The organism is Chitinophaga pendula, from assembly GCF_020386615.1.
GTDB lineage: Bacteria > Bacteroidota > Bacteroidia > Chitinophagales > Chitinophagaceae > Chitinophaga > Chitinophaga pendula.
This window is the reverse complement of sequence record NZ_CP077769.1, coordinates 2,581,678-2,595,708: the sequence shown is the minus strand read 5'-3', so window position 1 is coordinate 2,595,708 and position 14,031 is coordinate 2,581,678. Positions and strand designations below refer to the sequence as shown.

The window sequence follows — 14,031 nt, the reverse complement described above, 5'->3', positions numbered from 1 at the left end:
AATAACTGGAACAAAGTTCTACTGTCTTTTTCCCTCCGCCCTTTATAGTTCGGAGCGCCTGACGGGATAATTTCATCTTGCCGGTGATTGTTTTCATGATAATGGTTGTTTCATTGAAAATAATGACACTCCACAGCAACCTAACAGCAGCGGCTGTATGTTATTTAAAATTCCTGGCTTCAGGGAATATCTCCTCCTGCCGGCTATTCAATGCCGCCGCTCCCTGCGGCGAAGGCGTATACACCTGGTGCCCGGGATCGCCGGCTACAGGTGCTACATCCCGGTTAGCCACCTCGGCCGGAGCCGTCAGCTGCCGCAATAACCGCGACACATTATAACAACGCTGTACCACCACATGTATCACCGTCCCCTCCCGCTGTAACGTCCCATCTACCATCAATAATTTCGCCCGTACGATCTCCTTCCGGTACTTACTGAACAATTGCTGAAACACTACCAGGTTGGCAGTACCCGTTTCATCCTCTATCGTAATAAAACAAACTCCGCTGGCCGTGCCAGGCCGCTGCCGTACGAGTACCAGGCCGGCAATCTTCACTGGCATACCGTCTGCCATCGTAATAAGCTCCTCCGCAGTAACGGTATGGAGCAATCGCAATTGCTCCCGCACAAAACTTACCGGATGCGCCTTCAGCGAAAGCGACGTAGTCGCATAATCATGGATCACATGCTCACCTGCCGTCATCTCAGGTAATACCGCCGGCGCCTCCACCTCGCTGTTAGAAGGCTGCCCCGCAAAAAGCCCCGTAGGTACATCCTGCAATGCCACCGTCTCCCACAAAGCCTGCCGCCGGTCCATACGCACCGAACGGAAAGCATCCGCATTCGCCAGCCGCTCCAGCACCGCCTCCTCCACACCAGCATCCCGTATCTGCTGAATACTGCAATAACCCGCACCCCGCCCGGCAAGCAGCAACTGCATGTCCTCCTCCCTCACCCCTTTCACCTGCCGGAATCCCAGCCGCAATGCACAATGATCCCCTACCTTCTCCTCCAAAGTATTATCCCAGTACGAATAGTTTACATCCACCGGCCGCACTTCCACCCCGTGTTTCTGCGCATCGATCACGATCTGCGCCGGCTGGTAAAAGCCCATCGGCATACTGTTCAGCAACGCACAGGCAAATACATCCGGATGATAACATTTCAGCCAGGAAGACACATATACCAGCAAAGCAAAACTGGCCGCATGACTCTCCGGAAAACCATAACTGCCAAACCCCTCCAGCTGCTTGAATACCCGCCGCGCAAATGCCTCCTCATACCCATTGCCCACCATCCCATCCACCAGCTTCTTTTCAAATTTCGTTACCTGCCCATGACTTTTAAAAGTAGCCATACTACGCCGCAGCTCATCTGCCTCCGCCGGCGTAAATCCCGCCGCCACGATCGCGATCCGCATCGCCTGCTCCTGGAATAAAGGCACCCCCAATGTCTTCTTCAATATCTCCTCTAACTCCTTCGAAGGATATTCCACATTTTCTATCCCATCCCTTCTCCGCAGATACGGATGCACCATATCCCCCTGTATAGGCCCCGGCCGCACGATCGCCACCTCTATCACCAGGTCATAGAATTTTTTAGGACGCAACCTAGGCAACATCGACTGCTGCGCACGGCTCTCGACCTGGAACACCCCAATCGTATCTGCTTCACTGATCATCGCATATACCTTAGGATCATCCTCCGGAATAGTAGCCAGCGTCCAATCCTCCCCATGATGCTGCCTGGTCAGGTCAAAAGCCTTCCGGACACAGGTCAGCATCCCCAACGCCAACACATCTATCTTCATAAACCCTAAAGCATCAATATCATCCTTGTTCCATTCAATACAGGTCCTGTTCTCCATCCGCGCATTCAATATCGGGCATAGGTCAGACAACTTACCCTGCGTGATCACAAAACCACCCGTATGCTGCCCCAATTGCCGCGGAAAACCAATCATCAGGTCCGTCAGCTCCAGCACCTTCGCCAGGTGAGCATCCGCCGGATGCACTTCCCACTCATTAGCCGCCAAGTAATTGATCATATCCACCGACAAGCCCATCGCCTTTCCTACATCACGGATCGCCCCCTTCTCCCGCTGCTGCGTCACCGTAGCCACAATAGCCGCCCTGTCACGACCATACTTATTGTAGATATACTGAATCACCTCCTCCCGCCGCTCATGCTCAAAATCAACATCAATATCCGGTGGCTCATTCCGCGCAGAAGAAATAAAACGCTCAAATAACAGGTCGAACTTAGCCGGATTCACCGACGTAATCCCCAGACAATAACAAACCGTCGAATTAGCCGCAGAACCCCGCCCCTGACAAAGAATACCCTGCCCCCGCGCAAAACGGACAATGTCATGAACCGTCAAAAAATAAGGCGCATAGTGCATCTCCTTAATAAACCGCAATTCATAGTTGATATTGTCAATCGCCTTCTCCGGTATCCCCTCCGGAAACCGCTCCTTCGCCCCCTCCCAGGCCAGCATCGTCAGCTCCTCCTGCGGGGTCCTCCCCTCCGTCGTTAACTCCTCCGGATACACATACTCCAGACTATCCAGCGAGAATGTACAGGCTGCCACGATCTCCTGCGTATGACGGATCGCCGCCGGATACTGCCGGAACAACCGCGTCATCTCCGCCACCGGCTTCAGATAACGCTCCGCATTCTCATGCAGCAAAAAACCAGCAGTATAAATCGTACACTTCTCCCGCACACAAGTCAGCACATCCTGCAACTGCCGCCGCTCAGGATGGTGGTAATGCACATCGTTAACCGCCACCAATGGAATATCCAGCTGTACAGACAACTGATCCAACCGGTATAATCGCTTCAGATCATCCCCTTGGTAACTCCGCTTCGCCGCCAGGTACAACGATGAGCCCAATGCCTGCCGGTACCCGCGCAGCGCTACCTTAAAATCTTCGTTATAGTCAAAGTGAATATTTAAACCGGCAGGAGGGAGCACAATAAATTTCATACCGGCACTATGCGCAAATACATCCGCCGCATAAAGATGACAATCTCCTTTCTCTGCCCGCAGATTACCTTGCGTCAATAAAGCAGAAAGCCGGCTGTAAGCATCCTTGTTCGTAGGATAAGCCAGCAACGACGGTCCATCCAGCAGGTTTAGCTGGCATCCTACAATAATACGGATACCGCTGGCCTTCGCCGCCGTATGCGCCCGCACAATACCTGCCAGCGTATTATGATCAGTAATGGCGATCTCCTTATAACCATAGGCCGCCGCCTGCTCTACCAATTCCTCCGGGTGAGAAGCCCCCCGTAAAAAAGAAAAATTACTGGTCACCTGTAACTCTGTGTAATACATACGCCCCCTTTTTACAATAACACTCAGGCAAAAAAACCATGTATGAACCAGCCATAGGTCCGCTCGGCATCATAATGCCCCAGCCGGAATATCCAATAACGCTGCCCTTCTTCATCTTCTACCGTATAATAATCCCGGTGCTGCCCCCCATCCAGCCACCACTCCCGCTCTATACGCTCCGGGCCATCCGCCTTTTTCACCACATGCACCCGCTCCTTATAACGGAAATGCATAGGCGGATAATCAGGAATAGGGGCCGCCACCACAATCGGCTCCGGCGTCGCCAGCAGCCTTACCGGCCGCGGCCGGTCTGTTCGCCAGGCAATAGCCGGCTGCTCCTCCAACCCCTCCGCCACCCGCACAGATCGCTCCGGCCAATGATGCTCCGCAGGTAAATAACGATGTACCACCCCTGGCCCCATCTTACCGGCCAACCGTTCCAGCAACCGCGCCAGCCGCTCATCCGCCAACCCCTGCCGCGTACTCCACAACACCTCCTGCTCCGGACTCAATGCCGCCACATGCGTAGCCTCCAGCAGGAAAAGCTCTATCCCCAACGCCGGCGCGATCAACGACAACTTGAGCGCAAATAACTTATATAAATGTTTCACCTGCCGAGAAGGTCGGCTCGTACCAATATCCACCGCCACGATCTTCCCATCTACCCGGTACCCCTTGAACACCGCCGCACGGATACCTTTACCCTCCCGCCGGAGCCGCTCACATAACAGCTCCAACAGCCGCTCCAACGCAATCTCAATACCCGTACGCGTCACAATAGGCTCCAGGCAAGGCAGCCGCTCTACAAACGGCACCGCCGGCTCTATAGGCACGATCACCTCCCGCTCCAACCCCACCGCCTGATCCAGCCGCACCAGCAACTCCTCCCCAAAACGACGCCGCAACGCCGATCGCTGCATGTCAATAATATGCCCGATACGCATTAACCCCAACTTCAGCAATCGCTCCGCTATGCCAGCCTCCAGGCGTAATGCCGCCGCTGGCAATCCGGACAATACCGCCCGCTGCTCCCCCGGAGCCACAATCTGACCAGTACCCCCATAATGAGCTACCGCCCACGCCGTACCAATCGTATCCGCTACCCCCACCGCCACATCATACCCTAATTGCTGCAACCTGCCCATCATATGGTCCAGATAAGCCCGCTCCCCTCCCCACAAATGCGCACAACCCGTAATATCCAGACACAACCCGTCCGGCAAGCCCACTCCCACCACCGGCGTATATTGCATACACCACGCTCCCAAGCCCTGCAGTAACCGCTCCCGCACCCCCGCAGGATCATCAAATCGCTGCAACAACGGTACGATCGCCCGCGCATCCGCCAACACCATCCCCACACTCACTCCTTGCCCCTCCGCCTGCTCACTCGCCGCCGTCACCACCTGCCGCCCATGCGATGCCGTCGTCAACACAAACGCCTCCGGCCGCAAGGCAGGCCTGCGGCGTATAAACCAATCCGTCACCAAATGCCGGAACCATATCACTGCATAACGCACCTGCATACTATCCTATATTACGCCACCGCACCGGCGATATCGCCGGCACAACCGTATCCGCTGCACAAAAACGACCTGCCGACCACCCGATCTTCCATACCCCCGTACGCCCATTCCGCACCTTCAGCAACGACACCTCCCAACAAGGATATCCCACCCCGGGCAAATCCCCCTCCGATATACTCGCCTGCGGCCGCACCTGCCAACGAGCCACACATGCCGTCGCCTCCAGCCTGCGCGGCCGGTAACGCAGCACAAATCCCGTCACATGACTCCGCTCCACCGCCAGCTGCAAACGCCTCGATACCGTAAAACTCACCTCCCGTATCTCCCCCACCACCGCCACCAATCCCTCACATTGCAACGCCTCCTCCATCGCCCACAAAATATCCTTATCCCGCTCCAAACGTATAAAGATCATACGCTCCGGCGCAATACCATACATCGCAAACGCCGGCGGAAAAACACACTCCGTCCTCCCTATCCACAAACATGCCCCTCCCCGCTCCATCATCGCCCCCAATATCCCTCCTATAAATCCCGTCGTAGCCGCCACCTCCTCCGCACTCCCTCCAATCATCTCATGAATAGCTCCCGTAGGAAACACCCCGTTCGGAAAAGCATCCGCCATCATCCCCAACCCCACCTGCACAGTAGTTGCCGCAACTGGCTTAAACCCTTGTAATAAAAGGATGTCCTGCTGCAATTGCGCAATTATCTCCGCTCGCTGACCCCGAATCATGACAGTATTAATAACTTAAAACTAATTTATTTAGCAAAACTACTAATTATATTAGCTTCTCGGGGTAATTTTTACCCACATTTGTGTACTTACTTTCTGGTAAGTAAATTCGTACCGGCAATAAAACCTCCATAGCATGGAAAGACTACAGCACCTGCAGACCTTTATAGGCAAAGTATTTACCGACTCCCCCTCCCCCTTTATGCGATGGCTACATCCTACCGTACTCTCCGCAACAGAAGGACAACTCGAATTCCAATACACCGTTCGCCATGAAATGACAAACCCCGCTGGTACCCTCCACGGAGGCGTAACAGCGGCCATCATCGACGATATTATGGGCGCAACACTCTATACTCTCAATTCTGAAACAGATCACTTCTACAGCACCCTCAACAATGTGATCGACTACTTCGCCAGCGCCAGAGAAGGCGATACCATCATCGCCGTAACCAGCATCGTAAAAAAAGGGAAACAAATCATTAACCTCCAATGCGAAGTCTGGAATAACAACAAAGAAAAACTACTGGCAAAAGGATATTCAAATGTCATTAAGACACCATTACGCTAAATAACTATACCCGCTTCACAAAACCTTGCGTCTTAAATATCCCCCCTCCGGAATAGGATAACCCAAAGCTGTCATAAAATACACTTAGCTATAAGAGCTGAATTTAATACTTTTGCCTTATCCTTATTAAACTGTCCCAACAATTGATGTCAGGTATTGTCCCTTTCATCGCTCCTTTTGTCCACTTCATTAGCCTGTTCCCAAACACTTACCTGATTAATGCTAGATTTGATTATGTTCAAGGCTTATCAGCTCAAATGGGCTATCTTCCTGTCACTCATATTTTTTATCATAGGCCTTCTCTCCCAGGTCAACAAGCTCCAGTGGAATAACATCCCCTACCTGGCCAACATGCTGGTCAACACATTCCTCCTCATCATCCCTTGCTGGCTCATCCAATACTATATCATCTCCCACCGCCTCGGCAACATCAAACAGCCCGTAAAGATCATACTCGCCATACTCCTGTCTGCCGTCGCAGGTGAAATGATCAGCTACCTGCTCATCATATCAGGTGCAGATCCCGATAACAAACCCAATGCTTTCTCCTCCGCACAGGATGTCATCATCTGGTTCTCCCGCATCTCCCTGCTCTGCATGATCATTTATGCCATCGTCCATAGCATATATACCAACATCATCCTGCAAAGGTCCAGGCTCGAAAATGAACGCTTACAACAAGCCAAACTCAGAGCACAACTGCTCTCCCTTCAACAACAACTCAGCCCGCATTTCCTGTTCAATTCACTCAGTACTCTCAAAACAATCGCACCCGATAGCGGTACCAAAACCTACATTATCCAGCTGGCCAACGTATACCGTTACTTGCTCAACTTTAATGAACACCACCTCGCCAGCATCAAAGACGAACTCACCTTCCTCCGCTCCTACCTCTATATCCTCCAGGAACGCTACGAAGAGGCCTTACATATTACCATCGATATCCCCGAACAATATTACAACAACCACATACCCCCGCTATCCCTGCAACTACTGGTAGAGAATGCCCTCAAACACAACACCATTTCGCCCGAACAACCACTCTACATCCGCATCTTCACAGACAACACACCCGCACTCATCATCGAAAATGGATTCCAGCCTAAAATGTACGTCGAAGACAGCACCGGCAAAGGACTACAGAATATCAAAGACCGATACGAACTCATGGGAGGCAAAGCCATCCTCGTACATAAAGACGAACAACATTTTACTGTCACCTTACCACTTTTTCTAAAATGAAAATATTGATCATAGAAGATGAGATCAAAACAGCCAAAGAACTCAAAGGTCTGATCGAAAATGTAGACAAAGACCTCCAGGTCATCGCCCTCCTCCATTCCGTATCCGCAGCCCGGCAATGGCTCGCCGTAAACCCACATCCCGACCTCATCTTCTCCGACATACAACTGGGCGACGGCCTCAGCTTCGACATCTACCGCGATGCCGCCGTTAACGTACCTGTCATCTTCTGCACCGCCTTCGATGAATACGCCATCCGCGCCTTCGAAATCAACAGCATTGACTACCTCCTCAAACCCATAGACGAAAACATGCTGGAACAAAGCCTCCACAAATACCAACGCCTCAAAGGCCTGTTCGACAGCACCGCCAATCAACACAACATGAACAGGATCGCCGGCATGCTCGATGCAGGCTATAAAAAGTCCCTGCTCGTCTACTTCAAAGACAAGATCATCCCCATCAAAACCATCGATATCAACTTCATCCACGCCGCCAACGGCCTCGTACACCTCCACACCACCTACGGACACCGCTATACTACCCAATACACCATGGACCAACTCGAAACACTCCTCAACCCCTGGCAGTTCTTCAAAGCCAACCGCCAATTCATCATCAACCGCGAAACCATCGAAAGCGTAGAACACTACTTCAACCGCCGCCTCTTCATCAAAATAACCGGCGAAACACCCGAAGACATCATCGTCAGCAAAATCAAATCCGCTTCCTTCCTCAAATGGATGGAACAATAGTTCACTTCATCGCCGGTTTTGTCATCTTCACCTTACTCTTTGTACCATTCACTCAGAATTCCCAGGCAGCGCTTTCGCATTCCGGTAATTTCGTGCCGTTATTGTCATCGCTGAGAATATTGAATGAAAAATGAATAGATCCTTTTGCCAGCTGCTACTGCTGCTGATACCGGCTGCCACTGCCGCTCAACAGACATATAGCCTGAAAGATTGCATCACTTACGGCCTACAACATCATCGTAACAACATCATCCATACAAACAATATACAACTGGCCAACGCACAGACCAGAGAAGCCCGTGCCGGATACCTCCCCGCCATCAACGTAGATGGCGGCATCGATAACAATATCAAAGTACAGGAATCCGTCATCCCCGCCGGCCTCTTCGGCGATAAAGACATCAAGGTAGCCTTCACTAAACAGTTCAATACCAACGCCGCCATCCAGCTCGATCAGACCATCTACGATCAATCCCTCATCAGTGGCATGAAAGCCAACAGGTATAATAAAGAACAAGCCTCGCTCAATAAACAACAAAGCGACGAAACAATCATCTATAACATCAGTACCGCCTACTACCAGATACAGGTATATCGCCAGCAACTCACCTACCTCGGGGAAAACTTGGCCAACTACCGCCAACAGATAAATATCGCACAACTGCAGGTAGATAAAGGCGTTACCCTCCAAACAGACCTGAACAAAGTAACGGTCAACTACAACAACACCCTCTCACAGGTGTCCGTCGCAGAATCCAATCTCGCACTGGCATTCAACCAGCTCAAAAATGAAATGGGATACGACCTCAATAAGTCAATCATAGTAGATAGTACAGTGAATAATAACAACGGCGGCACAGCCGAACAAACACCGTTCACCGTCACCAACCGCACCGACTATCAACTCGACATCGTCAACGCCAAACTCCTGGAAATAGACCAGCGGCGCATCAGAGCAACAGGGCTCCCCAAACTCAGCGCCTACGCCAAATACGGCGGCCTGGGCTTCGGTGACAACCTCAGCGAATCGTTCCGGGGCATGTCCTCCTTCTCCAGCGTCGGCATACGCCTGAGCATCCCCATCCTCGATGGACTCAAACGAAATGCACAATACGACCAGGCCAGGTATAAATACCATAACGCCCTGGAACAGGTCAAACTCCATGAAGACAAATTCCGCCTGGAATTCGAAAATAACCGCACTAAACTCATCAAAGCACAAAGCACACTCGACAACGATCGCCGTAACGTATCGCTCGCACAGTCCGTATTCACCACCGTCGACCTGCAACTGCAAAAAGGTGCTACCAGCCTCACTGACTGGCTCAACGCACAATATTCACTCAAAGAAGCACAGAACAACCTGCTCAACGCCCTCTATAATACCTACCTCTCCCGGATCGACCTGGAAAAAGCAAACGGTACACTCAAAACATATTATTCCCAACTTCCTCATTAATATGAAACGCAGATATATTACCATAGCAATAATAGCCGGCATCATCCTGCTCATCAGCTGGAAACTGCTTTCCAATAAAAAACAGCTGAATGAAAAGAATAAACCAGTACTCAATACCAATATCCGGGTCCCCGTTAGCGTAACCGTCGTAAAGTCAGTACCGGGTAATATCAGCTTCCGTAAAACCGGTAGCCTGTCCCCCTTCAAAACAGTAAAAGTACTGGCCACCACCAGCGGCCTACTCCTCAGATTACCGTTCGAACTGGGCGACGCCGTACAACAGGGCCAGACACTCGCACTACTCGATACCCGCCTGCTCAACATAGACCTGCAAAAAGCAACAACTAATATCACCAAACTGAAAAATGACCTCGATACCTACACCGACCTCCTCAAAGGCCACGCCGCCACTCAGGAAAAAGTGAACGAGATCAGACAACAATACCTCGCCGAACTAAACCAGGCCGACAGACTACGCCGGCAGATAAACGACGCCACCATACAGTCCCCGCTGAACGGCATCATCGCCGCCAAAGCAGTAGAACAGGGCGCGTATGTCAACAGCGGCGCCGAACTGGCCACCGTCGTCAACTTGTCAAAAGTAAAAGCACAGGTCAACCTCACCGAAACAGAAGTATACAAGATCAAAACCGGCAACCATGTCAGCATCACCGCCGATGTATACCCCGATGTTACCTACGATGGCAATATCTCTTTCATCAGCCCCCAGGCCGATGCCACCCATAATTACCTAGTAGAAGTGACCATCACTAACACCGGCAGGAACATGCTGAGAGCAGGCACATTCGTCAACGTCGACTTTGTCTACTCCGCCGGCCACGATATACTCGTCATCCCAAGGGAAGCCCTGACAGAAAGCATACAACAGGCATCCGTTTACGTAGTGCAGCAACAACAGGCCGTACGCAGACAGGTCAAAACAGGCCTCGAAATGAATGGACAGATAGAAATACGCAACGGCCTCTCCGCCGGCGACACCGTAGTCACCTCCGGACAGATCAACCTGAAAGAAGGCACCGCCGTTAACATCGCTAAATAAAAAGAAGGAACATGAACATTGCAGAGATAGCCATCAAAAGACCTTTACTGATCATCGTGATCTTTACAGTGTTGATCCTTTTCGGTATACAAAGCTACTTCAGCCTGAACTATAACCTGCTGCCCAGGATCAAGGTAAATGCCGTCACCGTTACCACCATCTACCCGGGTGCCTCCGCCGCAGAAGTCCAGCTCTCCGTTACCAAAAAACTGGAAGATGCATTCGCCTCCATAGAAGGCCTCGACCAAATATCCTCCACCTCCCAGGAAGGAGTATCCAGCATCGTCGTACAACTGAAGGCCAGCGCCGACGTCGATAAAGCAGAACGCGACATCCAACGTAAAGCCGACCAGTCAGAAAATGAACTGCCCGATAATATCGAACGTCCCAACGTCAGCAAAGTAAACCTCGACGAAACACCCGTCATCCGCGCCGCCGTCACCGCCGGCCTCTCATCCCGCCAACTATATGATCTCATCGACCTCCAACTCCAACCTATCCTGCAAAATGTCGCAGGCGTAGGACAAGTCAATATCATCGGCGGCGAAGAACGGCAAATAAAAGTCAATATCGACCAACGTAAAATGCTGGGATATCACCTCAGCATCGCACAGGTGACACAGGCCATCGCCAACGCCAACCAGTCCTTTCCCGCCGGTAGCATCGAAAACAATAAACAACAACTCACCATACAATACAACGCCAACTTCAACTCCATCGAACAACTCAGAAATACCATCGTATTTCATAATGATGAGGGAGGCAACATATACCTCAGAGATATCGCCGACGTCGCCGATGGCACCGCCAAAACCACCGCCATCAATCATATCAATGGCCTCCCCGCCATCGGTATCGAAGTGATCAAACAAACCGATGCCAACGCCGTCAACGTCAGCCGGCTCGTAAAAAAAAGTTTCGAAAAGATCGAACAGCAATACGCATCCAGCAAAATACAATTCACCATATGCTCCGATCAAAGTACATACACACTGGCATCCGCCAATGCAGTAATGGAAGACTTGGGATTGGCCATCCTCATCGTCGGTATCGTTATGTTGGCGTTCCTGCATAGCCTGCGTAGCGCCATGTTCGTCATGGTGGCCCTCCCCTGCTCCATTATCCCCACCTTCATCGGCATGTACCTCATGGACTTTTCACTCAACCTCATGACCCTGATGGCCATGTCCCTGGTAGTAGGTATTCTCGTCGACGACTCCATCGTAGTACTGGAAAATATATACCGCCACATGGAAATGGGCAGCGATCGCGTCAAAGCAGCCATAGAAGGCCGCAGCGAAATCGGATTCACCGCACTCGCCATCACCCTCGTAGATGTCGTAGTATTCCTCCCGCTGGCACTAAGCGGTGGCATCATCGGCGCCATCCTCAAAGAATTCTCCCTCGTCGTCGTCATATCTACCCTCATGAGCCTGTTCGTATCCTTCACCGTCACCCCCATGCTGGCAAGCCGCTTCGGCAAAGTAGCAACACTACACAAAAGAACCTGGTGGGGACGCATCAACACAGGATTCGAACACTTCATCGACACCCTCAGAAAAGACTATGGCCGACTACTGGCCAAAGTACTCCATAAAAAACGTTGGCTCCTCTCCGGCGTACTCGTACTCCTGCTCGGTTCATTCCTCCTCATCGGCTTCGGATGCATAGGCGCCGCCTTCATCCCCGGTGGCGACCAGGGCGAACTCGTCGTAAAACTGGAAATGGACCCCGCCACCACCATCTACCGCACCAGCCTCATCGCACAACAGGCAGAAAAGTTCATCATGGCACAACCCGAAGTCGTAAAAGTATCATCCAACATAGGCTTCGTCGGCGGTGGCGTCGCTCGTGCCGGCAACAATAACAACCAGTCCGAAATCACCGTCACCCTCGTCGATAAAAAACATCGCACCCGCTCCTCCGAAGAATGGGGCCTCCAAATACAACAACAACTAAGCAGCCGCCTGCCGGGCGTAAAAGTCAGCACAGGCATCGCCTCCATCAGCGGACAAGCAGCAGCGCCCATCCAGATCGCCGTAAAAGGAAACGATATCAATGCCATCAGAAAAATAGCACAGGCCTATAAAGACAGCATCGCCAACGTTCCAGGCGCCCGGTTCGTAGAACTGTCCGTAAAAGACCAGAAACAACAGGTAGAAGTATTGCTAAACAGAGACAAAATGACCCGCCTCGGCCTCAACGCCTCCCAGGTAGGTGCCGCCTTACAACAGGCTTTCAATGGCAACAAGGATAGCAAATACAAAGAGAATGGTAACGAATACGATATCTTGATCAGCCTCGATAACCACGACCGCTCCCGCCCCAGCGATGTCAGCAACCTCACTTTCACCAACAACCAGGGCCAGGCATTCGTACTCAGTCAATTCGCCGATATACGCCAAGGCCTCGGCGAAAGCGTACTCCAACGCAACGACCGAATGGATGCCATCACCGTCAGCGCCGAAGTAATAGGACGCCCCGTCGGCGTCGTCGCAGCAGAAATACAACAAAAAGTAAAATCCATCACCTTACCTCCGGGACTATCCGTCGAATACCTCGGCGATGTCAAAAACCAATCCGATGCATTCGGCAGCCTCGGCTTAGCATTCCTCACCGCCATCCTACTGGTATACCTCATCATGGTGGCCCTATACGAAAATGCCGTATACCCGTTCGTAGTACTCTTCTCCATACCAGTCGCACTCATCGGCGCCCTGCTGGCACTCGCCCTAAGCATGGAAACACTCAATATATTCTCTATCATAGGCATGATCATGCTGCTAGGCCTCGTTGCCAAAAACGCCATCCTCATTGTCGACTTCACCAACCAGCAAAAAACCGCTGGCAAATCCGTCCGCGATGCCCTCATAGAAGCGGGTGAAGAACGCCTGAGACCCATCCTCATGACCACATTGGCTATGATACTGGGCATGCTACCCATCGCCATCGCCGCCGGCGCAGGCTCCGAAGTCAAAAGCGGAATGGCTTGGGTCATCATCGGCGGTCTCATCAGCTCCATGCTGCTCACCTTATTCGTAGTACCTGCCATGTACCTTATCGTAGACAACATACTGGCTAAGGTCCGCAAACATCCGCCTCAAGCCATTCATCCGGCCTTAACCCCATAATTCCCTCGTCTTCAATATCCAAACAGTACACATACATTCCACAGCTTGACAGTTGTAGGTTTAAGAAGAGCGGCTGGAGTAATCATACTCCGGCCCTTTTTCATTTTTACATCATTGCAAATGGCTGAAAATCAATAATTAGCATTTTTATTATGTTAAATAGTAACTGGAAACTCACGCCCATAGCGGTTCTAACTTTCACGTCCAC

10 protein-coding genes are annotated in these 14,031 nt (G+C 51.6%); 7 read left to right on the top strand and 3 right to left on the bottom strand.

The features are described from left to right. Nucleotides 1-160 precede the first annotated feature (160 nt). Genes KTO58_RS09300 through KTO58_RS09290 form a run of 3 tightly spaced genes read right to left on the bottom strand, consistent with a single transcriptional unit; the run spans nt 161 to nt 5,605 of the window. Nucleotides 161-3,343 carry an error-prone DNA polymerase gene (locus KTO58_RS09300; RefSeq protein WP_095839626.1) on the bottom strand — a complete coding sequence of 1,061 codons (3,183 nt, stop codon included), beginning with the start codon at nt 3,341-3,343 and terminating at the stop codon, nt 161-163. 23 nt (nt 3,344-3,366) lie between these two features. Continuing rightward, nucleotides 3,367-4,869: a Y-family DNA polymerase gene (locus tag KTO58_RS09295; protein WP_095839627.1), complete on the bottom strand. Its 1,503-nt coding sequence runs from the start codon at nt 4,867-4,869 to the stop codon at nt 3,367-3,369. Between the two features lies 1 nt (nt 4,870). Further along, nucleotides 4,871-5,605, bottom strand: coding sequence for an ImuA family protein (locus KTO58_RS09290; protein WP_095839628.1), 735 nt, complete (start codon nt 5,603-5,605; stop codon nt 4,871-4,873). Between the two features lie 136 nt (nt 5,606-5,741). Between KTO58_RS09290 and KTO58_RS09285 the strand changes: the two genes are divergently transcribed. The 7 genes from KTO58_RS09285 (at nt 5,742) to KTO58_RS09255 (ending at nt 13,823) form a co-directional block, all read left to right on the top strand. Continuing rightward, entirely contained in the window at nt 5,742-6,176 is a 435-nt protein-coding gene (locus KTO58_RS09285) for a PaaI family thioesterase (protein WP_095839629.1), read from the top strand. A gap of 219 nt (nt 6,177-6,395) precedes the next feature. Further along, nucleotides 6,396-7,418, top strand: a complete 1,023-nt coding sequence (locus tag KTO58_RS09280) for a sensor histidine kinase (protein ID WP_095839630.1) — start codon at nt 6,396-6,398, stop codon at nt 7,416-7,418. Beyond that, nucleotides 7,415-8,173: a LytR/AlgR family response regulator transcription factor gene (locus tag KTO58_RS09275; RefSeq protein ID WP_095839631.1), complete on the top strand. Its 759-nt coding sequence runs from the start codon at nt 7,415-7,417 to the stop codon at nt 8,171-8,173. The genes KTO58_RS09280 and KTO58_RS09275 overlap by 4 nt, the downstream gene beginning before the upstream one ends. Continuing rightward, nucleotides 8,158-8,307 carry a hypothetical protein gene (locus KTO58_RS09270; protein ID WP_225860162.1) on the top strand — a complete coding sequence of 50 codons (150 nt, stop codon included), beginning with the start codon at nt 8,158-8,160 and terminating at the stop codon, nt 8,305-8,307. Before KTO58_RS09275 ends, KTO58_RS09270 begins: the two co-directional genes overlap by 16 nt. Continuing rightward, a complete protein-coding gene (locus KTO58_RS09265; protein ID WP_095839632.1) occupies nt 8,304-9,632 on the top strand; it encodes a TolC family protein in 1,329 nt (442 codons plus the stop codon). Before KTO58_RS09270 ends, KTO58_RS09265 begins: the two co-directional genes overlap by 4 nt. A gap of 1 nt (nt 9,633) precedes the next feature. Continuing rightward, complete coding sequence (locus tag KTO58_RS09260; RefSeq protein ID WP_095839633.1) at nt 9,634-10,692, top strand: efflux RND transporter periplasmic adaptor subunit; 1,059 nt, start codon at nt 9,634-9,636, stop codon at nt 10,690-10,692. An 11-nt stretch (nt 10,693-10,703) separates the two neighbouring features. Then, entirely contained in the window at nt 10,704-13,823 is a 3,120-nt protein-coding gene (locus tag KTO58_RS09255; RefSeq protein ID WP_095839634.1) for an efflux RND transporter permease subunit, read from the top strand. Nucleotides 13,824-14,031: the final 208 nt, after the last annotated feature.